This is a genomic window from Paraburkholderia sp., from assembly GCF_028283785.1.
Taxonomy (GTDB): domain Bacteria; phylum Pseudomonadota; class Gammaproteobacteria; order Burkholderiales; family Burkholderiaceae; genus Paraburkholderia.
On record NZ_JAPWKB010000005.1, the window covers coordinates 226,318 to 252,967 of the forward strand.

At 62.5% G+C, this 26,650-nt stretch carries 24 protein-coding genes; 8 read left to right on the forward strand and 16 right to left on the reverse strand.

The genetic code is table 11. From position 1 onward, the window contains the following. Positions 1-6 precede the first annotated feature (6 nt). The 5 genes from PW947_RS05040 to ugpC form a co-directional block, all read right to left on the reverse strand. Positions 7-858 (reverse strand): carbohydrate ABC transporter permease, encoded by an 852-nt coding sequence (locus tag PW947_RS05040; protein ID WP_299629974.1) that lies wholly within the window; start codon positions 856-858, stop codon positions 7-9. A gap of 10 nt (positions 859-868) precedes the next feature. Next, positions 869-1,858, reverse strand: coding sequence for a sugar ABC transporter permease (locus PW947_RS05045; RefSeq protein WP_299629975.1), 990 nt, complete (start codon positions 1,856-1,858; stop codon positions 869-871). A gap of 78 nt (positions 1,859-1,936) precedes the next feature. Further along, entirely contained in the window at positions 1,937-3,190 is a 1,254-nt protein-coding gene (locus PW947_RS05050) for an extracellular solute-binding protein (RefSeq protein WP_299629976.1), read from the reverse strand. A gap of 45 nt (positions 3,191-3,235) precedes the next feature. Beyond that, the gene (locus PW947_RS05055) at positions 3,236-5,218 is read right to left on the reverse strand and encodes a beta-galactosidase (RefSeq protein WP_299629977.1); all 1,983 of its coding nucleotides are present in this window, start codon (positions 5,216-5,218) and stop codon (positions 3,236-3,238) included. Between the two features lie 11 nt (positions 5,219-5,229). Beyond that, a complete protein-coding gene (ugpC, locus tag PW947_RS05060; RefSeq protein WP_299629978.1) occupies positions 5,230-6,408 on the reverse strand; it encodes a sn-glycerol-3-phosphate ABC transporter ATP-binding protein UgpC in 1,179 nt (392 codons plus the stop codon). Positions 6,409-6,599: 191 nt separating this feature from the next. Here ugpC and PW947_RS05065 point away from each other — a divergent pair, with 191 nt between their 5' ends. Further along, positions 6,600-7,667 carry a LacI family DNA-binding transcriptional regulator gene (locus tag PW947_RS05065; RefSeq protein WP_299629979.1) on the forward strand — a complete coding sequence of 356 codons (1,068 nt, stop codon included), beginning with the start codon at positions 6,600-6,602 and terminating at the stop codon, positions 7,665-7,667. A 52-nt stretch (positions 7,668-7,719) separates the two neighbouring features. Here PW947_RS05065 and PW947_RS05070 read toward each other — a convergent pair whose 3' ends face one another. The 3 genes from PW947_RS05070 to PW947_RS05080 all read right to left on the reverse strand — a co-directional run bounded on the left by PW947_RS05070 (position 7,720) and on the right by PW947_RS05080 (position 11,272). Beyond that, the gene (locus PW947_RS05070) at positions 7,720-9,264 is read right to left on the reverse strand and encodes a methyl-accepting chemotaxis protein (protein WP_299629980.1); all 1,545 of its coding nucleotides are present in this window, start codon (positions 9,262-9,264) and stop codon (positions 7,720-7,722) included. A gap of 311 nt (positions 9,265-9,575) precedes the next feature. Further along, a complete protein-coding gene (locus PW947_RS05075) occupies positions 9,576-11,036 on the reverse strand; it encodes a DUF1254 domain-containing protein (RefSeq protein WP_299629981.1) in 1,461 nt (486 codons plus the stop codon). Between the two features lie 65 nt (positions 11,037-11,101). Next, positions 11,102-11,272 carry a hypothetical protein gene (locus PW947_RS05080; protein WP_299629982.1) on the reverse strand — a complete coding sequence of 57 codons (171 nt, stop codon included), beginning with the start codon at positions 11,270-11,272 and terminating at the stop codon, positions 11,102-11,104. A 211-nt stretch (positions 11,273-11,483) separates the two neighbouring features. On the opposite strand from PW947_RS05080, the gene PW947_RS05085 reads away from it, so the two are divergent. Beyond that, positions 11,484-12,410 carry a LysR family transcriptional regulator gene (locus tag PW947_RS05085; protein WP_299629983.1) on the forward strand — a complete coding sequence of 309 codons (927 nt, stop codon included), beginning with the start codon at positions 11,484-11,486 and terminating at the stop codon, positions 12,408-12,410. Between the two features lie 180 nt (positions 12,411-12,590). After that, complete coding sequence (locus PW947_RS05090; RefSeq protein ID WP_299629984.1) at positions 12,591-13,709, forward strand: porin; 1,119 nt, start codon at positions 12,591-12,593, stop codon at positions 13,707-13,709. A 23-nt stretch (positions 13,710-13,732) separates the two neighbouring features. Here PW947_RS05090 and PW947_RS05095 read toward each other — a convergent pair whose 3' ends face one another. After that, a complete protein-coding gene (locus PW947_RS05095) occupies positions 13,733-14,536 on the reverse strand; it encodes an alpha/beta hydrolase (protein ID WP_299629985.1) in 804 nt (267 codons plus the stop codon). A 39-nt stretch (positions 14,537-14,575) separates the two neighbouring features. Then, a complete protein-coding gene (locus PW947_RS05100) occupies positions 14,576-16,141 on the reverse strand; it encodes an MFS transporter (protein ID WP_299629986.1) in 1,566 nt (521 codons plus the stop codon). A gap of 108 nt (positions 16,142-16,249) precedes the next feature. Here PW947_RS05100 and PW947_RS05105 point away from each other — a divergent pair, with 108 nt between their 5' ends. Continuing rightward, on the forward strand, positions 16,250-17,143 hold the full coding sequence (locus PW947_RS05105; RefSeq protein ID WP_299629987.1) for a LysR family transcriptional regulator: 894 nt from the start codon (positions 16,250-16,252) through the stop codon (positions 17,141-17,143). A 1-nt stretch (position 17,144) separates the two neighbouring features. On the opposite strand, the gene PW947_RS05110 is transcribed toward PW947_RS05105, so the two are convergent. Together PW947_RS05110 and PW947_RS05115 are read right to left on the reverse strand one after the other, a co-directional pair. Beyond that, a complete protein-coding gene (locus PW947_RS05110; protein WP_299629988.1) occupies positions 17,145-17,441 on the reverse strand; it encodes a hypothetical protein in 297 nt (98 codons plus the stop codon). A gap of 60 nt (positions 17,442-17,501) precedes the next feature. Next, on the reverse strand, positions 17,502-18,365 hold the full coding sequence (locus PW947_RS05115; protein WP_299629989.1) for a helix-turn-helix transcriptional regulator: 864 nt from the start codon (positions 18,363-18,365) through the stop codon (positions 17,502-17,504). 207 nt (positions 18,366-18,572) lie between these two features. On the opposite strand from PW947_RS05115, the gene PW947_RS05120 reads away from it, so the two are divergent. Both PW947_RS05120 and PW947_RS05125 read left to right on the forward strand, forming a co-directional pair. Continuing rightward, on the forward strand, positions 18,573-19,640 hold the full coding sequence (locus PW947_RS05120; RefSeq protein WP_299629990.1) for an SDR family oxidoreductase: 1,068 nt from the start codon (positions 18,573-18,575) through the stop codon (positions 19,638-19,640). Positions 19,641-19,705: 65 nt separating this feature from the next. Next, positions 19,706-20,323, forward strand: a complete 618-nt coding sequence (locus PW947_RS05125; RefSeq protein WP_299629991.1) for an ABC transporter ATP-binding protein — start codon at positions 19,706-19,708, stop codon at positions 20,321-20,323. 196 nt (positions 20,324-20,519) lie between these two features. On the opposite strand, the gene PW947_RS05130 is transcribed toward PW947_RS05125, so the two are convergent. Then, on the reverse strand, positions 20,520-20,870 hold the full coding sequence (locus PW947_RS05130) for a hypothetical protein (protein ID WP_299629992.1): 351 nt from the start codon (positions 20,868-20,870) through the stop codon (positions 20,520-20,522). A 127-nt stretch (positions 20,871-20,997) separates the two neighbouring features. Here PW947_RS05130 and PW947_RS05135 point away from each other — a divergent pair, with 127 nt between their 5' ends. Beyond that, positions 20,998-21,657, forward strand: a complete 660-nt coding sequence (locus tag PW947_RS05135; protein ID WP_299629993.1) for a response regulator — start codon at positions 20,998-21,000, stop codon at positions 21,655-21,657. Further along, a complete protein-coding gene (locus PW947_RS05140) occupies positions 21,654-23,093 on the forward strand; it encodes an ATP-binding protein (protein WP_299629994.1) in 1,440 nt (479 codons plus the stop codon). The genes PW947_RS05135 and PW947_RS05140 overlap by 4 nt, the downstream gene beginning before the upstream one ends. On the opposite strand, the gene PW947_RS05145 is transcribed toward PW947_RS05140, so the two are convergent. From PW947_RS05145 to hpnJ, 3 genes are read right to left on the reverse strand one after another with little or no spacing between them, the layout of a single operon-like run. Next, entirely contained in the window at positions 22,983-24,050 is a 1,068-nt protein-coding gene (locus PW947_RS05145) for a lysylphosphatidylglycerol synthase domain-containing protein (RefSeq protein ID WP_299629995.1), read from the reverse strand. The two genes, PW947_RS05140 and PW947_RS05145, sit on opposite strands and share 111 nt — an antisense overlap. 25 nt (positions 24,051-24,075) lie before the next feature. Beyond that, complete coding sequence (hpnI, locus tag PW947_RS05150; protein WP_299630581.1) at positions 24,076-25,254, reverse strand: bacteriohopanetetrol glucosamine biosynthesis glycosyltransferase HpnI; 1,179 nt, start codon at positions 25,252-25,254, stop codon at positions 24,076-24,078. Then, positions 25,221-26,642 (reverse strand): hopanoid biosynthesis associated radical SAM protein HpnJ, encoded by a 1,422-nt coding sequence (gene hpnJ, locus PW947_RS05155; protein ID WP_299629996.1) that lies wholly within the window; start codon positions 26,640-26,642, stop codon positions 25,221-25,223. The genes hpnI and hpnJ overlap by 34 nt, the downstream gene beginning before the upstream one ends. Between the last annotated feature and the right edge of the window lie 8 nt (positions 26,643-26,650).

Sequence of the window (26,650 nt, forward strand, 5' to 3'; positions counted from 1 at the left end):
GACCAGTCAACCCTTCGTCGCGCCGAACGTCAGACCCGCGATGAAGTGTTTCTGCATCGCGAAGAACATCGCCACCGACGGCAGCGCCGCCAGAATCGACCCCGCCGACACGAGATTCCATGCGGTCGTCCACTGCCCTTTCAACGCCGCGACACCCACTGTGATCGGCGCGGCGTCGTCGCCTTGCGTCAGGCATAAGGCCCAGAAATAATCGTTCCAGACGAAGGTGAACACCAGAATGCCGAGCGCGGCCAGTGCCGGACGGATCAGCGGCAACACGATCCTGAAGAACACCGTCCACTCGTTCGCGCCTTCGATGCGCGCCGCCTCGACCAGTTCGAACGGCAACTGTTTGATGAAGTTGCGCAGGAACAGCGCGCAAAAACCGGTCTGAAATGCCACATGAAACAGGATCAGCGCGCTGACGGTATTGAACAGACCGAGTTGCAACGACAGATCGCGCACCGGAATCATTAGCACCTGCACCGGCACGAAATTGCCGGCTACGAACGTCGCGAATAACGACGTGTTGCCGCGAAAACGGTAGACCGCCAGCGCGAAACCCGCCATCGCCGCGAGCGCGATCGAGCCGACTACCGCAGGCACGGTAATCAGCACGCTGTTCCAGAAGTAATGCAGCATCGGCGAGGTGGTCAGCGCGTCGCGATAGTTGTCGAACATCGCGAAGTGCTTCGGCCATCCCCAGTAGTTGCCCTCGCTCAATTCGTCTGACGAGCGCACCGACGTGACCAGCACGGCGATTATCGGCAGCAGCCAGATCAGCAGCGCGACCGGCAGCGTCATCTTGTACAGACGGCGCGACACCGGCTTCCATTTGTCGATCGGCATCGGATACATGGCGGCTCCTTTATTGCTCTGCGCGCAGCATGCGGCGCAGGTGATAGACGATGTAGACCAGCATGATCGCGAACAGCACCACCGCCACCGACGCGGAATACCCGATCCGGTAGTACTTGATCGCCTGGTCGTACATGTAATACGCGAGCACGGTCGAGCTTTCGAACGGACCGCCGCCCGTCATCACCGAGATCAGGTCGAAGCTGCGCAATGCGCCGATTACCGTAACGACGATCGCCATGAAGGTCGTGGGCCGCAGTTGCGGCAACACCACGTGCCACAGCATCGACCAGCCGTGCGCGCCTTCCATCCGCGCGGCTTCGATCTGCTCCGAGTTCAGCGACGTCAACCCGGTCAGATACAGAATCATGCAATACGCGGTCTGCGGCCAGAGCGCGGCGAACACGATGCCGAAGGTCGCGTAGTGCGGGTCGCCGAGCACCGGCACGCCGTGTCCGACAATCAGTTTCAGCAGGCCGAAGGTCGGGTCGTAGAACCACGAAAAGATCAGGCCGACCACCACGCCCGACAGCACGAAAGGCGCGAAAAACAGCGATTTCACGAGACGGATGCCGGTCACCGCCTGGTTCAGGTACAGCGCGACCGCGAGACCCATCGGCGGGGCGAGCAGGAACATGAACAGCCAGATCAGGTTGTTCTTCAGCGCGGTATAGAACGCCGCCGTATGGAACAGTTCGACGTAGTTGGCGAGACCCACGAAGCTCGGGTCGGTCATGCCGTCCCAGTTGAAAAAGCTCAGCCGGATCGTCGACAGGATCGGCCAGATCACGTAGATCGCCACCATCACGCAGGCAGGCGCGAGAAACAGGAACGCGGCGCGCTGCTGACGGCGCGAGGCCGGCGACGAGCGCCGCCGCTTGCCGGGATGACGTGCCGCGCCCGGCGTTGCATTCGAGCGCGATGCGCCGTCCGCTGCACCCGGCCCGGCGGGGTGATCGATCGACTGGCGGCTGACGGTATGACTGACAGTACGAGACAAGACTATTCTCCCGGTCGAACGAGGCGGTTTCGGCACGTCCGGACGATCACGTTCGGCACGCGCCGGCCGCCTCCTCGCTTACTTCTTGTAGATCCGCTTGCGGGTCTGCTCGAGTTGCGCGAGTACATCGTCGATCTTCGACGGATCGGAGATGAACTGCTGCATCCCCTTCATCCCTTCGTCGGCCATTTCCTTCGTCATGTCGCGATCGTAGAACTGCGCAATGCCGCCCTTCGTATTCGCGAGAATGTTGAAGCCGATCTTCGAAATCGGATCTTCCGGTTCCGGCGATTTGCTGTTCGCCGACAACGAGCCGAGACCCTTCGCGAGTTGCGCGCCGATGTCCGGCGTTTCGACGAAAGCGAGGAACGTATGCGCGTCGGCCTTGTTCTTCGCCTTCGACGGAATATGCAGCGATTCGACCGGTCCGTCTTCGGCGGTCGGCACCTTCGCGTCGATGATCGGGAACTGGAAGTAGCCCATTTCCGGCTTCACGCTGGCCGGGAACCCGCTGGTGATGAATGTGCCCATCAGCATCATCGCGGCCTTGCCCTGGAACAGGAACGGTTGCGCGGAATCCAGATCGTACGACAGCGAGTTGTCGATGAAATAGCCGCTATCGATCAACTGCTTCCACGTCGTGTATACCTTCTTCACGCGCGCGTCGGTGTACGGCACTTCGCCCGCCATCAGCTTCTGATGGAATGCATTGCCGTTCAGACGCAGGTCGAGATAATCGAACCAGCCTGCCAGCGTCCACGCATCGCGGCCCGCCACGGCGATCGGCGTAATGCCGGCCGCTTTCAGCTTCTTGCAGTCGTCGAGAAACTCGTCCCAGGTCTTCGGCTCGGCGCCGATACCCGCCTTCGTGAACAGGTCCTTGCGATAGAACATGCCCCACGAGTAGTAGACGGTCGGTGCGGCGTACTGCTTGCCGTTATACGACGACGCTTCCTTCGTCGATGCGTAGGTGGTGTTCCAGCCGTTCTTCGACCAGTCGCCGCTCAGGTCTTCGAACAGGCCGCGCTTCGCGTAATACGCCATGCGCTCGCCGTTGTGCCAGTTCACCACGTCAGGCGCGACCGTCGTCAGCCAGCCCGGCAGTTGCACCTTGTACGCTTCTTCATCGACGAACGACGGCTTCACGTCCACGTCCGGATGCGCTTTCTTGAACTCGTCGATCACCTGCTGCCACACCGCGCGCTGGCTCGCGCCCTTGAACGCGATATTGATCGTCAACGTGCCGGCCTGCGCGCTGCCCGCAAGCGCCGTCATCGCACCGGCGGTAGCCAGCGTGGCGGCGAGCACTATCTTCCGAAGCTTGAATGTCATGCGTGTCTCCTTGGTTTTACGTCGTTTTAGTGCTTCATTTAGGCTCTATTTTGTGCGGTATGCGGCGACGCCTTGCGGCTCGATGGTTCGCGATCCGATCACGAACGCGTCGTCGGACAGGCCTTCGAGCGTGTGATCGGCGTTGCCGTAATTGAACACGTAAGTCAACGCGCCGCGCCGGCTGATCCGGATGCTGTCGCCGACCGGCGTGAACGCGATCTTCGCTTCGGCGGCGACGCGCGCAAACAGTTTTTCCGTCAACGCATCGTCGAACAGGCTGGCGAAATAATGGAACGCGCCGCTTTGCAGATGAGCCGGTTGGCCGTCGCCGAAGCGCGCGTGAACATGTGTGCCGCTCGCGCTGCCTTCCGCCTCGACGAAGTCGCGCCAGTGACGCGCAACGCCTGCAACGCCCGCATCACCGTCGTTCAGATGCACGCTTTCGGTCACGCCCGGCCGCATCGATTCGACGCGCCAGACCCGCAACGGCAATACCGGCTTCAACGCGCCCGGCGGCAGATCGGCCGGGATTTGCAGGTCTTGGGTCTTCGATCCGGTGCGCGGCCCGAACACCACCTGCGCGCCCGACGCGGCGAGCCGCGCGGCGAAATCATCCGGTACGACCGGCAACGGCGGCACGACGATCATCGCGTAGCCGTCGAGCGGTGCATCGACAGGCACGATATCCACGTCCAGACCGAGCGCGCGCAGCGCCGAGTAATACTCGAACGCGAAACGCGGGTAGTGGAAATCCGCGCCTTGCGGCTGCACTTCGAACAGCCACTTCGCTTCGTAGTCGTAGACCAGCGCGACCGACGATCGAACGTCCGCGTTGGCATTCGCGTTCGACGCCAGCACGTCGCGAATCTCGTGCGCGACACGCTCCGCTTCGCTACCGCCGATGTCCAGCCGGTTGTCCGGCGTGTTCAGGCCGGCATGCATCTGTTCCTGCGCAAACGGCGCCTGACGCCACCGGAAGTACGACACACAGCCAGCGCCGTGCGCGAACGCTTCCCAGCTCCACAGACGCACCATGCCGGGCAGCGGTGCCGGGTTCCAGTGCGCCCAGTTGACGGGACCGGGTTGCTGCTCCATCACCCAGAACGGCAGCTTCGACATACCGCGATACACGTCGTGATTGAACGACGCGAAATCCGGATGACCGGTGCGCAGCCAGCGCGCCTTGATGTCCGGCGAAAACCACTGTTCTTCCAGCGCGCCGAGTGGATAGCTGTCCCACGTGGCGACGTCGAGATCGGCGGCGACCTTGTAGTGGTCGAACTCGTTGAACAGCTGCATGAAGTTATGCGCAACCGGACGACCCGGCGAATGCGCGCGGATGATGTCGACCTGCATCCGGTTATAGCGCACCAGTTCGTCGGAGGCGAAACGGCGATAGTCGAGACGGTGCGACGGATGCGCTTCCGTGACCGTGCCGACCGGCGCATCGATCTCGTCGAAACTGCGGTATTCCATGCTCCAGAACACCGTGCCCCACGCACGGTTCAACGCGTCGACGGTTTGATAGCGCGCCTTCAGCCACTCGCGAAACCGCGTCAGCGCGGCCGGCGAATAACTGACCACGGTGTTGTGGCAGCCGTATTCGTTGTCGGTTTGCCAGTAGGCGACCGCCGGGTGCTGACCGTAACGCTGCGCGACGGCCTTGCAGATTTTCTCCGACGCGTCGAAGTACGACGGCGACGAGAAATCGTAATGACGACGCGAGCCGAACGTCCGCACGCGGCCATCCGCGCCGACCGGCAAAATGTCAGGATGACGATCGATCAGCCACTTCGGCGGGGTCGCGGTCGGCGTGCACATCACCACTTGCAAGCCGGCTGCGCCGAGCACGTCGATCGACCGGTCGAGCCAGCCCCAATCGTATTCGCCGGGCGACGGTTCGATCCGGCTCCACGCGAATTCCGCGATCCGCACCTGCTCGATGCCGAGCGCTTTCATCCGGCGGGCATCGTCTTCCCACATCGATTCCGGCCAGTGTTCCGGGTAATAGCAGACTCCAAGGCGCATCCGATTGTCCTTTACGCGTAGTGTTCGACGGGTTCGACGGGATTGAGCGAAGCGACGGCGAAGCCGTCGTCGGTAAACAGATGACACGCAGCCGACGGCGCGATGAAGCGCGCGGACTCGCCCTGTTTCAGGCGCGTATTGCCGGGCGCTTTCGCAATCAGGCCCGTGCCGCCGGGCTGATCCAGATGGACGTAGCTGTGCTCGCCGAGTTGCTCGACAAGCGAAACGGTGCGGGTGATATCCGGTTCCGGCGTGTCCGACGGGTTCGTGCTGTCGAGTCCGGGCGCGACGAACTGAAGATGTTCGGGACGCACGCCGAAGGTGACGGCCTGGCCGGTCTGAAGCGCCGTACCATCGACGGCGGCACGCATCGTTTCGCCGGTGCCGTCGAGGGTGACGGTGACGCCGCCTGCATCGGTCGACGTCACGCGCGCCGCCATAAAATTCATCTGCGGCGAGCCGATGAATCCCGCGACGAAGCGGCTGTTCGGGCGGTGATACAGCGTCAGCGGCGCGCCCACTTGCGCGATGCTGCCGTAACGTTCGGTATCTTTTCCGGCGTGCAGCAACACGATCTTGTCGGCGAGCGTCATCGCTTCGACCTGATCGTGCGTGACGTACACGACGCTCGCTTTCGCGAACTGCTTGTGCAGCCGCGCAATTTCGATTCGCGTCTGACCGCGCAAGGTCGCATCGAGATTCGACAAGGGCTCGTCGAACAGAAACACGCCGGGTTCACGCACAATCGCGCGGCCGATCGCGACGCGCTGTCGCTGACCGCCGGACAAGGCTTTCGGATGACGGTCGAGCAGCGGTTCGAGCTGAAGAATGCGGGCCGCTTCACGGACCTTGCGGTCGATTTCGGCTTTGGGGGTTTTGGCGAGCTTCAGGCCGAACGCCATGTTCTCGAACACGGTCATATGCGGGAACAGCGCGTAGCTCTGAAACACCATCGCGACGCCGCGTTGCGCGGCGGGTACATCGGTGACCGAACGACCGCCGATCGACAGTTCGCCGTCCGACAGATCTTCGAGACCCGCGATCATTCGCAGCAAGGTGGATTTGCCGCACCCGGACGGGCCGAGGAACACGCAAAACTCGTTCTCCCCGATCTCCAGATCGACATCGCGAATGACCGGCGCGCCGTTGCCATACGCTTTCTGCACGCCCTTCAAGGAAATGCTCGCCATCGTCTCGACTCCATGATGTAATCAGCACGAAGGCGGAGATTAAGCGCTTAAGCAGGTGACTGAAAAAATCGACCGCATCGCGATCGTCAGTCTGCTTCGTCTCCGGATTCGTTCTTTCTGTGCCGCAAATAGTGCCGTGTGTGTTTTCGAGACGCAAATCCTGAACACGCATCCCAAATAATGAACACATCATGCCCACACTTACCGAAGTCGCCCGCCATGCCGGCGTGACGCCGGCCACCGTGTCGAACGTGCTGCGCAATCGCGGCCGGGTCGGCGAGGCGACGCGGCAACGTGTGCTCGAAGCCGTCGACGCGCTCGGATATCGTCCCCATCTTGCCGCACGCGCGCTTGCCGAAGGCCGCGCGCCGACCATCGCGTTGATGGTGTCGAGCATCGCGAATCCGTTCTATCCGGAGTTCGCATTGGCCGTCGAGCGCGCGGCGAGCAGCAGCGGTCACTTCGTGATCATCTGCAATACGAACGGTGATCCGCATGCGGGACGCGCGTACCTCGACCAGATTGCGGGCACGCTTTCCGAAGGCGTGCTCGTGATGAACGCCAACCTCGATTTCGCGGATCTGCACAAGACCGAAGCGCGCGGCGCGCCAGTCGTGTTGTGCATGTGGGAACGCCCCGACGAACCGCCCGGTTTGCCGTGCGTTGCGGTGGATTTCCGGCTGGCGGGCGAACTCGCCGCGCAGCATTTGCTGGATTTGGGGCACCGGCGAATTGGCGCCGTGGTGGGCAGCAAATTATCGGGGATTCACGCGGTACGTTACGAAGGTTTCGTCAATGCGTTGCGCGAAGCCGGACTCGATACGCCCGAATCGAACGTGCGCCTGGTCGCGGACACGACGCAAGGCGGGTATCAGGCCGCGCGCTCGATGCTCGAAGCCGATCCATCGCTGACGGCAATCTTCGCCACCAACGATCTGCCCGCGCTCGGCGCGATGCATGCCGCCGCCGATCTCGGGCTGCACGTGCCCGACGATCTGTCCGTGATCGGCATCACCGACATTCAACTCGCGAGCGAATCGCGGCCCGCGTTGACCACGGTTGCCGTGCCGACGGTCGAAGCCGCGGAACTCGCGGTGTCGTTGCTGCGCGAACTGGTCGAACGCGGCCAGCGCGAGCCGCTGCGCGACAGCGCCGACCCGACCGTCACCACCGAAGCGCAGCCCACGCCACGCATGTGTATTGCGTCGCCGCCGAAGCTCGTGGTGCGCAGTTCCACCAAAATCGCACGCACGCGTTAGCGCTTTTAGCGTTCCGGTCACACCGCGTTGGCTGGCGTGATACGCCGCATCGTCACACGAGACTGAACACCGCCACCTGCGCCTTCATCTGCGACGCCTGCGTGTCGAGCGACGCCGCGGCCGCCGCCGCTTCCTCTACGAGCGCCGCGTTCTGCTGCGTAACCTGATCCATCTGCGCAATCGCAATGTTGACCTGTTCGATGCCGACTGTCTGCTGCTCCGACGCCGACGCGATCTCACGCATGATGTCCGTCACACGCGCAACCGCGACGATGATTTCATTCATCGCGCGACCCGCATCCTGCACGAGCGTCGCGCCTGCACCAACCCGCTCGACCGATGTGCCGATCAACGTGCGAATCTCTTTTGCCGCGCTCGCCGAGCGTTGCGCGAGCGCGCGCACCTCGCTAGCGACGACGGCGAAGCCGCGTCCCTGCTCGCCCGCGCGCGCCGCTTCGACCGCTGCGTTCAGCGCGAGAATATTGGTCTGAAACGCGATGCTCTCGATCACGCCGATGATCTCGGCCATCTGCCGCGAACTCTCGTTGATGCCGTCCATTGTCGTGACGACTTGCGCGACCACCGCGCCGCCATGATTCGCCGTGGTCGAGGCCGCCTGCGCGAGTCCGCTAGCCTGGCGCGCGTTGTCCGCGTTGTGGCGTACCGTGCCCGTCAATTCCTCGACGCTCGCCGACGTCTGTTCGAGCGCTGCTGCCTGTTGTTCGGTGCGTTGCGACAGGTCCGTATTGCCGGCCGCGATTTCGCGCGTGCCGAGCGCCATCTGATCCGTACCGTCGCGCACACCGCTGACGATCGCGCCCAGGCCGTGCTGCATCTTCGCGAGTCCGTCGATCAGGCTGCCGATTTCGTCGTGACGACGCACAATCAGCGGCGTGGTCAGATCGCCGGCGGCGATCCGCGTGCAAGCCGTCACGGCCGCTTTCAACGGTTCGATCACGATGCGCATCACCGCGACGCGCGCGAACACCGCGAGCAAGAGGCCGAGCGTCAGCAGCACGCCCGAAATCCAGGTGACGGTTTGCGTGCGCCGTTGCGATGCATCGAAACGCGCCTGTCCGTTATCGAACTCCATTTTCACGAGCGGCTGTAACGCGGTGTCGTACGCGCTGAAATCGTCCTTGATCTGCGTGCCGTTGAACTCGCGCACATCGTTGATCTGCTGCGTTTCGAGTGCATCGACTGCGGGCAATAGCGACCGTTCGACGAGTTGCGTGCGCGCGGCCACTGCCTTGCGCATCTGCGCTTCGTCCACCTTACCGGCCGTCAACGTGACGAATGCGCGCCACGCATCGTTCGCGCCGTTGATCGCGCCGCGTGCGTCTTTCAGCAGCGCGCCGGATTCCGCCGCGCCCGCGCGCGTGTCGTAGTCCTGCAATGCCGTGCGCGCGATCAGCAGACGGATCGTGTCTTTCGCGAGGAGATCGAGACCGCGCGTGTCTTCGGTATAGAGCGCGCGCATCGACGCATCGGCCGATCGTGCTGCGTAGATGCCGTAGCCGCCCGTGACGGCCAGCATCACCGCGAACGCGACCACCAGTATGCCGAGCCACGCCTTCACGCTTATCGTTGCTTTCATCCAGTTCTCCATACGCATGATGCGCGCGCGTCGCACGCGCACGCAGAGCCGTCGCGCGCATGACGACGGCTCGAATAACGGTGGGGTGATATGCCGGATAACGCGAAAAAAGCGTCAACGTGAAGGACGTTGATAACGGACGACGACGCTCGCTCCTGCACACGGCGAGCGATTGTCATACGCCGATATTGAGGAAAAGATGCGCGACGCGAATGTTAGGTATACGGCCGCAAGCGCTCAAAAAATGTGCATCCGATTTTTGAGCGCTTGCGCGTTTTTTTGTTTCTACGGCGGGTGCCGTCAACCGGACGTTACTTCACGCGCTGAAAGCCCGGTGGCGTCCAGTCACCGTTCAATGCGATCGCACGCGGCGCGTAGACGCGCAAGGTCGGCCCCAACTGACCGGACGCGGGCGTCGGTACCCAGTTCGCTTCCTTGTCCGCGCCCGGCGAGTCGTGCTGCACGTAAAGATCGAGCGAACCATCCGGGTTGTATTTGAGTGGATCGACACTGCCGAGCGAAAAACGGTTCAGCGGGTTCGGCACCTGGAAGCCCTGATTGTCGTACATCGTCAGCGACCAGAACGCGTTGGCCGGTGGCAATCTGTCTTTGTCGAAGTGCAGCACGTAGCGATTTTCGCCGTTCAGCAGCGTGTTGTCCGCGTCGCGAAACGCGGTGGGATAGATCGAATCGGCGGGAAGATTCGCACCGAGTCCGCCCAGCGCGATCACCGCGCGATGCCGGTACGACGTGCCGTATGTACCGGTATCGTCGACCAGAATCGACCATCCGTCGATGTGACGGCCAACCGTCTTGATCGCCTTCACCATGTCGTCGTGCGCGTCTTTCGCACCCGCGTCGATCGCGTCGCGCGTGGCGCTATCGACGCTCGCCGCGTTCCACTCGCGACTCGGTTCGAAACCGAGCGCGCGGGCGCGCAGCAGGATCGGATAGTCGTTGACGTGGGCCGGAAAGCGCTTCATCAACGTCGCGAGTCGCGTCAGCATCTCGACGCCGCTGAGTTTTCCGGCCTGCACCAGCGGCGGCGTGACATTGTCGACGGTGGGATCGACAGGCGTCGCCGACACAGCCGTTTGCGCCGACGCCGGTTTTCCCCACTGCGTCAATGGCGTGAGCGTCAAACCGTCCTGGATGTGATGCACGCTATCGTAGTCGGCCGCACCGTTGGTCTGCGTGCGACCCATGATCCACAACGTCGAGGTTGGCGCGTCGATCCGCTGCACGCCGGCAGGCAATACGCCGCGCCAGCCCGGCGCGACATACGCATACAGACCGGCATGCGTGCCCGTCGTGCGCGAGCCGACCGAGGCGAATACATCCGTCCACATATCGAGCGACGGCACCAGGTAATAGCGTCCCTGCGTATCCGGCACGGTGAGGATCACCGGTTCCTTGCTCAGATCGAGCCACGCGAGCGAGTACAAGGTGTCGAAGTTAAAGCGCACCACGCTTTTCGCGGACGCGTCGGGAAACGCCCTGAAATGCGCGAACTGATTGACGGGCGCACGCATCGGCGCCGACACGGAATCGGGCACATTGGTGGCCTGCTTCATCGTGATGTCCATCAGCACGATCGGATACGCGTAGTAGTAAAGATCGCGCGCCAGAGAGCGCATTTCATCCGGCGACAGCTGCACCGATTGCACGCGGCTTTCCGGCGCGGGCGATGTCGCGGCATTCGCCGGCACAGCAAGATTCGACACGATTGCCGCTGCCAGCAGCGTGGTCGTGAACATGAAGCGTCGAGCCATACGTATTCCAGTCTGAGAAGAATTGAACGGAGAATTGCGTTCCGGCGAATGCGCTGAGCGCACCGTCATTCGAGCTTGACCGGCGGCCAGTGCGATTGATGATCGTTGCCCGGCGAACCAGCCTGTACGTATATGTCCAGCGAGCCGTCGGGGTCGAACTTCGTCGTATCGCTTGCGACGACATTTGCGACGTCACTCGCGGCCATCGCTGTGGATACCCAACTACCGATAGACATGCCCACAACCGCCGTCGCGCCCAGCATTTTCAAGCGGCGTGCAGTAGATCCCCATACGCTCATGTGGCTCCTCATATAGTCATTTTCACGCGGTGTCCTACCGGTTTCCCGCGATTGCGTTCCGGCAGTTTCGGTCTAAACTTGCGCACCGGACAAATGCATTGTTTTCATCGGGAGCTTGCAGGCTGTGCATGAATTGAGTATGCGTCGTTTGAGTCACGTCGTTGCGCTTGCCGAAGAAGGCAGCTTTGCGCGCGCGGCGGAACGGGTGCATTTGAGTCAGCCCGCCCTCAGCCGCAGCATTCAGACCATCGAAGACGAACTCGGCGTGCGCCTGTTCGATCGTGCAGCGCGCGGTGTCGCGGTAACGCAGGTCGGGAAGCTGATCGTCGAACGCGCGCGGCGCGTGCTGTTCGAATCGAGTTGTCTGCTGCGCGACGTCGAATTGCTGAAGACGCATGAAGCGGGCGAAGTGCGGATCGGCCTCGGTCCGTATCCGGCGGTGGTCTTGCTGCCCGATATGCTGATCGAATTTTCGCGGCGTCATCCGAAAGTCGAGATCAAGCTCGAACTGAATCACTCGCGCGACATGATCGAGCGCCTGCTCGCGGACAAACTGGATTTTCTCGTGATCGACCGGCGCGTGTTGCCCGATAACCCGGCGCTCGCCGTGCAGTCGCTGCGTCGTCACGACGGCGGCTGGTATGTGCGGAACGGTCATCCGCTTCTGTCGCGCGAATCCGTTGCCGTGGATGAATTACGCGCGTTTCCGTTCGTGTCGGTGCCGCTGCCGCCGTTCATGCGCAGCGCGCTGCATCGTCTGCTGGCGGTTCGCTCGCATGAAAAGATTCCGGTGCAATTGCAATGCAGCGACGTGCGCACGCTGAAATCCTACGTTGAACACACCGACGCGCTGCTGTTCGCAACGCACTCCAGCGTTCACAACGAACTCGCTGCGGGCACGCTCAAACCGCTCGCGGTCCAGAACGGACCGCGCATGTGCCTCGAACTCGCGCTCGTTTCGCTTGCCGAGCGCAGCGTCTCGCCGGCAGGCGAGGCCGCGCTCGCGCTTGCCGAGCAACTGCTGAACGATGCAAACGTGCGGGCCGTCACCCCGTCCTCCGCCGTCGTGCGCTGAGCGCTTGTCGCTTCCCGCGCAGTCATGCGCGTTCTGCACGCTTCCCATGAAAAGATTGCAATGGCTTCGCAGCCTGACTTGACCTCAAATTAGCACGCTCATGCGTTTTCGAGACGATCCGGAAAACGCAGTGGTGCAAAACCATCCGTGGAAAACGGAAACGATAATGAGGAGACAGGCATGCGGTGGATCAGTCGAGGCATCGTTGGGAGCACACTCGCGCTAGCAGCCGGCAGCGCGGCTGCGACGGACGGAAGCGTCACGCTGTACGGCGTCGCCGACACGTTCGTGCAATACCTCGATAACGGCGGCACGCATTCGTATTCGGGCCGCAGCGGCGGTTCGACCGGCTCGCTATTCGGTCTGAAAGGCGAAGAGAATCTCGGCAACGGATTGACCGCCAAATTCGATGTCGAAACCGGCTTCAACACCAATAACGGCACACTCTTTGTCGATTCCGACGCGTTGTTCTACCGGCAGGCGTGGCTTGGATTGAGTCATTCGACCTACGGCACGCTGTCCTTCGGACGGCAGTACGAACCGAGTTTCCGCGTCATCTATCCGTCCGACCCGTTTCGCGCGAATGAAATCATGTCGCCGTTTTCCGCGACCGTGCTCGCGGTGGATCGCAACACACTGTCCACGCAATACGACGGCGGCCGCGCGAGCAATTCGATTCTCTATCAATCGCCGAACCTGAAAGGGCTCCAGTTCTACGGCATGTATGCGTTTTCGGCGACCGTATCGCATCCGGTGCCTTCGACGACCGGCAATATGCTCAATGTCGCGGCAACCTACACCGGCTACAACCTGTACGCCGGTTTCGCGTACGTCAACCAGCATGCCGGGCAATCCGTCATTCCGGGGCTGCCCGGCCCGCTCGACCTGCTCCCCACCGAGCACTTCATCGGCGCGCTGGCGTACCGGATCGGCATCGTCAATTTACAGCTCAATTATTCGTTTCAGCATGCCGCGGATACGCGCGCGAATTCGCTCGCGGCACGACTCGGTTCCGCGCATTCGCTCAGCACGACGGAACTCGGCGCGACCGTTCAGGTGACGCCCGCCGATACCGTCGAAGTGGCCGGCGTGCTGCGCAATGTGCGCGGCACGCATGACAATACCGTGGGCATTCAGTTGGGCGCGGATCACTCGCTATCCAAGCGCACCAGCGTGTATTTGCGCGCGGGCTATCTGAAGAACAACGGCAGCGCGACGGTCAGCTGGCCGGGCGTGTCTGTCGGCGAACCCGGCACAAAGCAGATTCTGACGGCGCTGGGCATCTCGCACCGGTTTTAACGCCGGGCATCGCGCCCGACGGTTTATGCCACCCGCTTCAGGAAATCCAGCAATGCGTCGTTGAAAAGCGCGGGTCTTTGCAACGGCGCAAAATGACTGACACCCGGCAGCGTGACCAGACTCGCGCCACGAATACTTTGCGCGAGATAGGCAGCATGCTCGGGCTTGATGAATTCGTCGTGTTCGCTTTGCACGATGAGCACCGGCACGCGAATCGCGGCGAGGTCGCTTGCCGAGTAATCCGGTTGCGTGCGCATCATTTCGCTGACGGCGGCCACGAACGCATCGAAGTCGTCAGGTGTAGCGGACAGTCGCGCATAGTCTTTGCGATGACGCGCAAAACAGCGATCGATAACCGGCGTAGGCACGAATGGCTTCGTACCATCGGGGTCCATATTGCAGCCGAAGAAAAACACGCCCGCGACACGTTCCGGCGCGGTCGCACCGACAATCAGCGCGGTGCATGCGCCGTCGCTCCACCCCGCGAGCGCTGCACGTTCGATCCCCGCCGCATCCATCACCGCGAGCACATCGGTGGCCATCAACGCATAGCTGAACGGCTGCGTATCGCGTGTGCTGCGGCCGTGTCCGCGGCTGTCGATCAACAGGACGCGATAACCTGCATCCATCAGCGCGCCAAGCTGGTTGCCCCAGTTGCCGCTATGTCCGAGACCGCCGTGTAGCAGGATGACCGGCGAGCCCGTGCCATAACTCGCATAGTGGATCCGCGCGCCGCGATTGTCGACGTCACCGCTTTCGTCTGCGGCGGGCAACGGCATCGCGCCTTGCGCTTCGAAGTTCGTCAGATCGTCGTCGTTTGCGCGCATCGGGTTCGTCTCCGTTCAATCGCGTGTCGAGTGCAGAAACTATACCTCCGCGGGTCGCGTGCCGAGTATCCAGACCATCGCGGCAATCGATACGGCGAGACACCCCGCCACCGCGAGCGATGCGCCGAAGCCGCTCGCAAAGCTCTCGCTGGCGACGCGCGCGAGTGCGCTGCGAAGCGGCTCGGGCAATGCGCCGGTCGCTTGCGCCGCATCGCCGGACAACACGCGGGAAATGAAATCCGCGTTCACGTGCTGGCGCACGGCGGGCAACACGCCGAGGTCCGCTTGCAGCGCGCTTCGCGTTCGTGCTGCCAGCACCGCGCCCAACACGCCGACCGACATCACGATCGCGGTGAAACGCGTGGTCGTGCTGATGCCGGATGCCATGCCGGTTCGATTCGACGGCACGCACGCCATGATCGCTTTTTGCGTGTCGCCGTTCAGTACGCCCGCGCCGCAACCGGTCACGATCATGCCGATTCCGACCATCGCATACGGCGCATGGAACGCCGCGAGGCAGGCCGTCAGCAGATTTCCCGCGCCGACCATCGACAGCCCGAGCACCAGCAACGCGGTAGCGGAAAGCCGCGCCGACAGCGCCGCACCGATTCGCGGCCCAGCGATCATCGCGATCGCGAACGGCAACATGCCGACGCCCGCCGCCACCGCCGACATACCGAACGCATTCTGCAAATACAGCGGCAAGAACGTCATCATCACTTGCGCGCATGCCGCGTAGCCGAACATCGCCAGCACGGCCGCGACGAAGCGCGCCTGTCTGAACAGCGAAAGATCGACCATCGCGTGGTCGCGGTGCCGTTGCTGCCGGATAAACGCGGCCATCAGGACCGCACTGACGGCCAGCTTCCCGAGCGTCGCGACGCTGACCCAACCGTCCGCCTGCGCGCCGATCAGCGCCCAGATTCCGACCGCGAGCGCCACGCCGAACAACGCACTGCCGGACAGATCGAGCGGCCCGGCATCGGGATTGCGCGACTCTCGCACCGAGCGCAATACGCACGCCGCGAGCACCGCGCAAACCGGCAGGTTCAGCAGAAACACCCAGCGCCATCCGAACCACTGCGTAATCACACCGCCGACCAGCGGCGCCACCGTCGTCGCGAGCCCCATGCAGGTGCCCCAGACGGCCCACGCGCGGACGCGGGCCGGTCCGGCATCGAAGGTATTGGCGATCACCGCGAGCGCCGCTGTGAGCAGCATCGCCGCGCCGCCGCCCTTGACGGCGCGCGCGATGTTCAGCAGCGCGGCAGACGGCGCGAGACCGCATCCGAGCGACGCCACGAAAAATACCGCGAGCCCGGCAAGCCACATTTTCCGGCGGCCGACGCGATCGGCGAGCGCGCCGCACGGCAACAGCAACGATGCGAACGCAACCATATACGCGCTGACGACCCATTCGACGTCGGCGAAACCGGCGTGGAAACTACGCGCGATCGACGGCAACGATACGGCGACGACATTCGTGTCCAGCACGATCAGCGCACACGTAGCGGACGCGGTGCCGAGCACGAAATTCGCGGATGACGCGCGCGACAGGCCGGCATTCGATACGGTTCGCGGCGCGAATTCCTGGGTTCCGGACATGGGGCGGGCGGACGATGCCGCGTAATAGGAAAACCGAAATCCTATCCAGCGGGTAATTGTCTGTCATTCGCATACAATCGCAAGATAATTGCCGATTCTGTGAATACTATGTCTACCCTCGAATTGCGGCATGTCCGCTGCTTTCTCGCGGTCGCGAGGCACCTGCATTTCGCGCGCGCCGCCGACGAACTCGGCGTGCCGCCGCCCTCCGTCACGCGTCAGATTCAGGAAGCGGAAAGCCTGCTCGGCGCGCGGCTGTTTCACCGCACCAAGCGTTCGGTTTCGCTGACGGCAGCGGGCGTCGCTTATCAGACCCATGCGCTGGCCGCGCTCGACCAGCTCGCGCGCGGCGAAACGGCGGCCCATGCGGCGGAGCGGGGCGAAATCGGGCGCATCGAGATCGGTTATGTCGCGTCGGCGGCTTATACGGGCGTGCTGCAAAACACGGTGCGCGCGTTTCGCGAGCGTCATCCGCGCGTCGAAATCGGCGCGAAAGAAATCGTGATGGATCAGGTGTTCGATCTGCTCGAAACCGGCGCGGTGAACGTCGCATTCGTGCGTCCGCCGATGCAGTTGCCCGACGGCATCGAAACCGCCACGGTGTTTCGCGATGCGTTCGTGCTGGCGTTGCCGTCGGAATCCGCGCTGTGCGAGTTGGCATCCGTGGCGTCGAAACAGTTGCGCGACGAAACCTTCGTGTTGCCGGAGCAGGAGTTCGGCACGCTCGAAGTCGCTCGGCGCGGCCGCTTCACACCGAATCTCGGACCCCGGCCGGGTACGCTGGCCGCCGTGCTGGCGGTCGTGTCGATGGGCGGACGCGTCGCAGCGATCGTGCCGCAGTCGCTGATGGAGTGCGTGACGGTTCCCGGTGTCGAATACCGGATGCTGGCGGGAAAACCGGTGTTATCGGAAGTGGCGATGCTTTATCGGCGGCACGAACGCGCGCCTGCGGTGCGCGAATTCCTCGCGCAAGCGCTGTCGCCGGCGCGCGGCGATCGCTGAGTTAACGGCCGGGGCGGCTGGTGGGACGCGGCTCGTCCTTCATCGGCTTCCACGCATCGAGCAACACGCGAAACGCGACGGCTGCGATCACCGGCACCGTCATCACCAGCGGAATCGCGAACATCGGCACGCCGTTGCCTTCCGAGATTTCGGAGTAGATATAACCGCCGCCAGCGGCAAGCGCGACGAACCCCGCCGCCACGCTCAGCAGATTGCGAACCACCAGCGTGAGCTTTTCGGGCTTCGCCGCCGGATCGGCGACCGGCGAAGAGGAGTTGGAATGCGGCGTCTCGGTCATTTATGTCACTGCTGAAGAGAAGCCGAACCGGCTTCCGGTTGGAAATACTTCAACTATAGATCAATAGTTTACGCCTGCCGCGAGCGTCGTCGCCGCGTTCATCAGCGCGTCGATTTTCTGCGCGGTGCCGGTGGACGGCGCGGGCGTATAGACCATGATGCGCATGCCGGGCGAGTCCGGCACTTCGAGCGACAACGCGTCGAGTTCCAGCGTGCCCGCCAACGGATGCTCGACGCGCTTACGCCAGTCGCTGCGCTTCAGCACTTCATGCTCGGCCCACCAGCGACAAAAATCCGCATCGGAATCGAGCAGTTCATCGACCAGATCGCGCAAGAAAACTTCGCCCGGCGGACGCAGGATATAGTCGCCGCGAAACTGCGCGAGCACGCATTTCGCGTAGCTGTCCCAGTCGCGAAACAACCCGCGCGCACCGTCGTGCTGAAACGTAAACCAGAGCAGATTGCGCCGCGCGACCGGCATCTTGCGGAAGTCGGCAAACACGCGAATCGCCGCGTCGTTCCAGGCCACGTAATTCCAGTTTCCATCCACCACGTAGGCCGGCATGTTGCCGAGTTGATCGAGCATCCGGCGCACGGTGTCCGTGACGTTTTGCTCAACCGGATACGGATCGGGCGGCGTGTAGTGATTCGCGAGTTCGAACAGATGCGTGCGTTCGGGCGGTGTCAGTTTCAATGCATTCGCGAGACTTTCCACCGTCTTAAACGACACGTTGACTTCGCGGCCCTGCTCGAGCCACGCGTACCACGTCACGCTGATGCCCGCGCGCTCGGCCACTTCTTCGCGCCGCAAACCCGGCGTCTTGCGACGCGGTCCCGATGGAAAATCGATGTCTGCGGGGCGTAGGCGCGCGCGCCGCGTCCTTAAAAAATCAGCCAGTTCGTCCAGCCGCTGCTGCTTGTCCATACGCGCCCCTGAAACCCTTCCCTGTTACTGCCATTACTAGTAATAGCAATTGCTAGATGCCCGATGCGTTTGCTGCCATATTTCAGGCATCGGCGATGCGTGTGGATCATGCATGCGGCCCGCCGTGGTGCCGATTATAAAGCGCCCGGCTCGCACGCCGCGGCTCCCACTCGGCTTCAGCCGGATTCTCTTACCTGATCATTCCCCATGAAAAAACACGCTCTCATCATTGGTGCAAGCGGCATCGTCGGCAGCAATCTGGCGGCGCAACTGCTGTCGGACGACTGGACCGTGTCGGGCCTGTCGCGCGGCCGTACTGCCGTTTTGCCGGACATCGACGCGATCACCGCGGATCTCACCTCGCGCGAATCGATCGACCGTGCGTTGAATGGCAAGACCTTCAGCCACGTCTTTTTTACCGCGTGGTCGCGTCAGGCCAACGAAAAGGACAACATCCGCGTGAACGGCGGCATGGTGCGCGACGTCCTCGCGGCACTCGGGTCGTCGGCGGGAATTCAGCATGCGGCGCTCGTCACGGGACTCAAGCACTATCTCGGACCGTTCGAAGCCTATGCAACCGGCGCCGTGCCGATCACGCCGTTTCGCGAGGAACAGGGCCGCCAGGACGTCGACAATTTCTACTACGAGCAGGAAGACCGGTTGTTCGAGGCCGCGCAACGTGACGGCTTTAGCTGGAGCGTGCATCGGCCGCATACGATCATCGGATTTGCGGTCGGCAATGCGATGAACATGGGCGTCACGCTCGCCGTCTATGCAACGCTGTGCAAGCAGACCGGTCAGCCGTTCGTGTTCCCCGGTTCCGAAGCGCAGTGGGAATGTCTGACCGATATGACGGACGCGCGACTGCTCGCGCGTCACCTCGAATGGGCCGCGACCTCGCCGGATGCGCGTGACCAGGCGTTCAACGTCGTCAATGGCGACGTGTTCCGCTGGAAGTGGATGTGGACGCGCATCGCCGCTTACTTCGGCATCGAGGCCGTGCCTTTCGACGGCGTGGTCCGTCCGCTCGAAAGCCGCATGCAAAACGCGCCGCAACACTGGGCGGCGATCGCGGCGAAGTTCGGTTTGCAGGAAAGCGACGTGAACCGGCTGGCGTCGTGGTGGCACACCGACGCCGATCTCGGGCGTCCGATGGAAGTGCTGACGGACATGACGAAGAGCCGTCAGGCCGGCTTCCTCGACTATCAGGCGACACCCGATGCGTTCTTCGCGCTGTTCGACAGACTGAAGGCCGAGCGGATCATTCCCGCGTGATCGACCGTGGGTGCAGCAAGGTAAACTAGCGCCATCTGACAACGGTCACCTGACGAACATTACCGATGCTGCACTTCGAGAATCTGGCAAAACGCTACGGCGATCACGTGGTTTTTAGCGGACTGACGCATCGCTTCGGTCCCGGCTGCGTGTCGCTGCAAGCGCCGAACGGCAGCGGCAAATCGACGTTGATCGATATGCTCGCCGGCGCCACGCCCGCCGACAGCGGCGTCATTTCAATCGACGGTCACACCTGCGGCACACCGCAAGCCGCGCAAAAACTCGCCTACGTGCCCGACGATTGCATGACGCACCCGTCGCTCAGCGGACGCGCGCTGTTCGAACGCGTCGCATCGGTGATGGGCACGCGCGTCGAAAGTCCTACCTACGATCTCGCCGAACGCTTCGGTCTGACGTCGCGTCTCGACATGCGTTTCGATCAGATGTCGTTGGGGACGCGCAAGAAAATGTATCTGGCTGCGATCTCGATCGGCAATCCGACTGTGATTCTCGCCGATGAGCCGAGTAACGGACTCGACGCGGCCGCGCGTCGCGTGCTGGTCGAACTATTCAGGGAACTGGGCCACACACGCGTGGTGCTGTTTTCAACGCACGATCCGGATTTCGCCGATGCCTGCGATGCACGGGTCGTCGATTTCTCCGCTCTGCAAGCACTCGCTTAAGTGTGTGATCCGATGCACTGACATCATCCGGAAACACAGACCGGGAACGAAGCCGAAGAATTAAAAACGCGCTGCAAACGCACCGCAAATAAAGGCTTCAACTCTGCTTCACGCGCTTTTCAAAAAGCCTTCAAACAATACATTCCTAACGCCTTAAGCGTACCTTAAGCGCGCTTCACCGATAGTGTGACGCGCGTCAGCGTTCGAGCATGTAGAAAGCGGTGCGGCTGAACTGAAGATGCAGCACGACCAGTTCGCGCAACGGGCAATCCGGCGAAACGGCAACGGGAAATGCATGTGGTGCGGCACCGGTTGCATGGCGGGTCAGGACGGCCCGGCTATAGGCGACACCCGCGACACGGCGCGTGGCCCACACCGCACCCGCCACCAGCATCAACACCAGCGCGCGAAACTGCACTGTGGCGAACACCGCGTCGTCCACGCCGAGAACGAACGATGCAAACAGCGCAACGACCTGAATGCACATTGCTGCGATGCACGCGGCCAGCAGATGCGCGCGCAGCATGTTCAAGGTGGACGGATTCATGGCAAGACCCTACGACGTTGCGGTCATCGTACCGGGCCAATCTGAAGAAGACATTAAGCACACGCGATGACCCGAACCCCCGTTGCACCCCAACGCAATCCCATGCAATTTGAACGGAGCCCGGTCCATGCGCGTACTTCTGGTTGAAGACGACGACCTCATTGGCTATGGCGTGGAAGCAGGTTTGCGTCAGGCCGGATTCACCGTCGATTGGGCGCGCGACGGCCAGTCCGCCGAACTCGCCATCACCACCACCGACTACGCACTGCTCGTGCTCGATCTCGGCTTGCCGAAACTGCCGGGCACCGAGTTGCTAAGACGGTTGCGCGCCGCCGGCGAATACGTGCCTGTCCTCGTGCTGACCGCACGCGCCACGGTCGCCGACCGGATCGACGGACTCGAAGCCGGTGCCGACGATTACGTCAGCAAGCCATTCGATCTGGCAGAACTGATCGCACGATGCAGGGCGCTGGTGCGTCGCTCGCAAGGGCGCGGTATCGACGTGATCCGGCATCGCAACCTCACCGTCAATCCGGTCGAGCAACGCGTATCGCTGAGCGATGTGCCCGTGCCGTTGACATCACGCGAACTCGCGATCCTGCTGCAACTGGTCACGCATATCGGCATTCCGCAATCGCGCTCGCGTCTGGAAGAAAGCCTGTACGGCTGGCAGAGCGAAATCGAGAGCAATGCGATCGAAGTCCACATCTCCAATCTGCGCAAGAAGCTCGGACCCAGCTTGATCCGGACCGTGCGCGGGATCGGCTACGTCGTCGAGAAAGCATGAAGCCGGAATCGATCCGGCATCGGTTGATGCTACTGATTTTCGTCAGTATTTCGCTGGTGTGGGCGATTGCGCTCGCGTCGAGTTATCGTCAGGCGACGCGTGAAGTGAGCGAATGGGAAGATGCGCGACTGGCCGAGCTCGCGCAGATTCTCGCGTTACTCGATCAAGCCGATCTGATCACGCTCGCGAATGCGCGCATCGACGTGAGAGAAGAAGAGAAAGGCGGCGATCCCGGCGCAAGTCCCGATGACGACGACGACACGTTGCCGCGCGACGCGCTATTTCAGGTGCGCGACGAAAACGATCGCGTGCTGGCCGGCAGTCCGCAACTGGTCGCGCTCAATGCGTGGGATTTGCCGCTGCCGACGGAAAGCGGCGCGCAGGACATGACGCTCGGCGGCCAGTCGTGGCATACCTTCACCTTGCGCAACACCGCGCTCAAGCATGATGTGCGCGTGTTCGAACCCGCGAATACGCGCAGCGATCTCGTCAGCGGCGTGGCCAGCCGGATTGCACGTCCTACCGTGATTGCGTTGCCGATTCTCGCGCTGCTCGTGTGGATCAGCATCGGCTTTAGTCTCGCCCCGCTGCGCACGTTATCGAATGCGATCCGTGCGCGTCATATTCACCGGCTCGATCCGATCGAGATCGAACGCGCGCCGACCGAAGTGCGACCGCTCGTCGATGCGATCAATCACGTGCTGTCGCGTTTGCAGCACTCGTTCGAGCGCGAGCGCGCATTCACAGCCGACGCCGCACACGAACTGCGAACGCCGCTCGCGGCCATCAAGGTGCAGGCGCAAGTGGCACTGGCGGAAACGGACGTCTCGTTGCAGCGTCTTGCGATGCAGCGTGTCGTACAGGGCGTGGATCGCAGCGCAAGACTCGCTGCGCAGCTCCTGCTGCTTGCGCGACTCGACACCCACGAAACGATTTCGGCCGTGCGCCTCGTCGCGGCGTCGATTGCGAACGATGCGGTTGCGGCCAATGAACACAGCGCGCGTCAGAAAAACATGCGGGTCGCCGTCACCGGCGACATGCACGCGGAGATCGTCGCGGAGCCCGTCTTGACCGGGATTCTGCTCGACAATCTGATCGACAATGCGATCAAGTACGGCATGGACGGCGGACGGATCGACGTGGCAATCGAGCACACGATCGAGCACGTATTGCTGATTGTGCGCGACGACGGTCCAGGCGTCGCCGCCGCCGATCTCACGCGCCTGACGCATCGCTTCTTTCGCGCGACAGGTAACGACGCGAGCGGAAGCGGCCTTGGCCTGTCGATCGTCGCGCGGATCGCCGAGCATTTCGGCGCGCATCTGTCACTTGGCGTGGGTATCGACGGTTGCGGCCTCGCGGTGCAGATCGCGTTTCGTCACGCGACCGGCCTCTCCCCGACCCACTCGGTCATCGGCACGCCCGCCGACGCGTGACGACTCCGCGTACTGCCAGGCCAGCAAGCCCGGCACGAAGATCAGCAGATCGCGGATGCGTCGCGCGCCGGCAAGCGCGAGACAGGTCGCAGGATCGAGCCCCAGCGCGCCGCCGATCACGATAAAGCCGCCCTCCTGCACGCCGAGTCCGCCCGGCACGAAGAACGCCGCGCTGCTCAGCGCCTGAATCAGCGAATCGATCACGACCGCGTCGACGAAGCTCACCGGCGCGTGCAGAAAATACAGCGCGAGCCATATTTCGAGCGACAAAGCGAGACACTGCAACGGCTGCCAGACAAACAGATAGCGCAACACGACCGCGCGTTTCCGCCAGATCTCTTTGATGGCTTGATCGATCTGTGCGGATTCGCCGACCAGAGCCGCGAGCTTGCCGCTCGTGACGCGATTCAGTGCCCGCGTGATGCGTTCGAATGGACTCGCATGCTGGACCAGCGCAAACAGCATTAACAAAGGCGTCAACACGACGACGCCCCATGCGAGATCGCGTGCGACACGCAAGCTCACCGACTCTGCATGCGCGAACAGAAAGCCGATGCCGATCATCGTGAACAGCAACTGGCTGATCACCGTCAATTGCATATCGACGATCAGACTCGCCACAGCCGGCGACGCACCGACGCCCCACTTCCGCATCAACCTGAACGACACGAGTTCACCGCCGACACGCGCGACCGGCAACATGCTGTTGACCGACTCGCGAATCCATGCAAGTTGCACCATGCGCGCGAGAGAAGGCCTGACCGTTCCGCAAACGAGACTCTGCCAGTCGCGGCCGTTCGCGAGCATCGACAACACATGCGCGAGACTCGCGATCACGAGGCCCGCACCCGCCGTGCGCAGTAGCGCGAATACCGACGCGGGATGTTCGCGCCACACCAGCCAGCACGCGATGACGAGTCCCACCAATGCCGCAATGCGTCCAAGATGCTTCAACATGGACGGCTCGCTTCCCGCGGTGTGTTCATCGCGGCTCGTCCTGCACCGGCGACAGCATGCCGTCGCCATCCACATTGAACGTGAAGCCGCGCCAGATCACGCGTGACGAGAAAAAGCTGGCCACGAAGATCGCAAACGCGACGACGTCCCACAGCGGCAATAGCCATAAATCGCGAAGCGGTTGATCCAACGCGCGATCGGTCAGCAACTTCAGCGCGACGCGCGCGCCGACTGCGGCCAGCACCAGCGAGCACGCCCAGATCGCGCCATGCGACAGCGCGGCGGCCATCGATGCGAACGGCACCGGATGCGTCAGCGCAGAGCCGAAATGTCCCAGCGGGTCGATGCGCCGGATCGTGCGCGACCAGCGCAACTCATGCGCGAACAGCTTCCGCGCACTCGTCTCCACGCACGCATGCGCGACCGCGAACGGCGGCACGACGACCTTCTCGCCCAGCATACGCACGGCCTCGCCGATCGCGTGATCTTCGGCCAGATGATGCACGAACGGCATCAATCCGCCGATCCGGTCGAGCGTATCGCGTCGCATCGCAATCGTCTGTCCGAAGCATGGACGCGCGAGACCCAGTGCGAGTCCCGTCACGACGCCCGGCAGGAAGTGATAGTTGGTGGCCTTGGCGGAGAGTCGCGGCCAGAAGCCGGGATCGGGCGCACCGCGATAGAGACAGGTGACGAGTCCGACATCCGGCGTCTGCAATGCACCGATCACGTTGCGCAGATAGTCCGGCTTCACGCAGACGTCGCTATCGGCAAAGACCAGTATCTCGTGCCGCGCATGCGGCAGCATGTTCAGGATATTGCTGATCTTGCGATTCGGGCCGTAGAGCCGCGCATCGACGATCACCGAGATGCTCGCGGCCGGATGAAGCCGGCGCAAGTCGTCGACGGCGGACAATGCGGCGTCTGCGGAGTCGTGAACGCCGAATAGAAATTGCACGGCGCCCGGATAGTTCTGCTCGCAGAAGCTCGACAGATTGTCGAGCAGACTGCGTTCGCTACCATGTAGCGGCTTGACGATGGTGACAGGCGGAAAGCTGACCGGCTGCGCGGCGCCACGCGAAAAGAAGCGCCCCACCATCACGCCGGACGACAACGCATAGCCGATTCCGAAACACGCCGCCGCCCCGCACAGCCAGGCGAGCGCGGCGATCACGCTTCGTGCGCGCGCAGGAACCGGAAGAATTCGACGCCTTCACGCAAGCGCCGTTTCATCATGTCCCAACTCATCAGCATTTCGCGGACGATTTCCCAGATCTTCGACGGCCGGAAATAGAAGCGCTTATAGAAACGTTCGAGGTTGTGATAGATCTCTTCGCGCGACAGATGCGGATAACCGATCGCGGCCAGTTGCACGCCTTTCGCGCTGACCAGATTGATCACCTTGTTCTCTTCGAGCCAGCCGTTATCGATCGCCTGCTTGTATAGCGTCGTGCCGGGATACGGCGCGGCCAGCGAAACCTGAATCGTGTGCGGATTGATTTCCTTCGCGTACTCGATGGTTTTCTCGATGGTCGCTTGCGTTTCGCCCGGCAAGCCGAGAATAAACGTGCCGTGAATCTTGATGCCGAGCTTGCGGCAATCTTCGCTAAAGCGACGCGCAATGTCGGTACGCAAACCCTTCTTGATGTTCAGCAAAATCTGGTCGTCGCCGGATTCATAGCCGACCAGCAGCAGACGCAGACCGTTTTCCTTCATGATCTTGAGCGTCGAATAAGGCACGTTGGCTTTCGCATTGCACGACCAGGTCACGCCAAGCTGACCGAGTCCGCGTGCGATTTCTTCGACGCGCGGCTTGAAGTCGGTGAACGTGTCGTCGTCGAACATGATCTCCTTGACCTCGGGCATGTTGTCGCGAATCCACTTCACTTCCGCCAGCACGTTGTCCACCGAGCGCGTGCGGTATCGATGCCCGCCGACCGTCTGCGGCCACAGGCAGAACGTGCATTTCGAGCGGCAACCGCGTCCCGTATAAATCGACACGTACGGGTGCTTCAGATAGCCGATGAAATAGTTGTCGATCTTCAGATCGCGCTGGTAGATCGGCGCGACGAACGGCAACGCGTCCATGTCTTCGAGAACCGGACGTGCTTCGTTATGTTCGATTTCGCCTGCGGCCGTGCGATAGCTGAGGCCTTTGATCTCGGCGAATGGCTTGCCTTGCGCGATCTCCTGGCACGTGAAGTCGAACTCTTCGCGACAGACGAAATCGATCGCTTGGGAGGCGATCAGCGAATTGTGCGGATCGACCGCTACTTTCGCGCCTACCATGCCGACCAGCACCGACGGATGACGCGCCTTGAGGTCTTCCGCGAACATCGCGTCGGTGGGAAACGACGGCGTGCTCGTGTGGATGATCACCAGCGCGTAGTGCTGCGCGATGTCGAGTGTCGCATCGACCGACAGGCCGTCCGCAGGCGCGTCGAGAACGCGGCTGTCGGGCACCAATGCGGCGGGCTGCGCGAGCCAGGTCGGATACCAGAAAGAGCGCACTTCGCGCTTCGCCTGATAGCGCGAACCCGCGCCGCCATCGAAACCGTCGTACGACGGCGCCTGCAAAAACAGTGTCTTCATGGAATCTC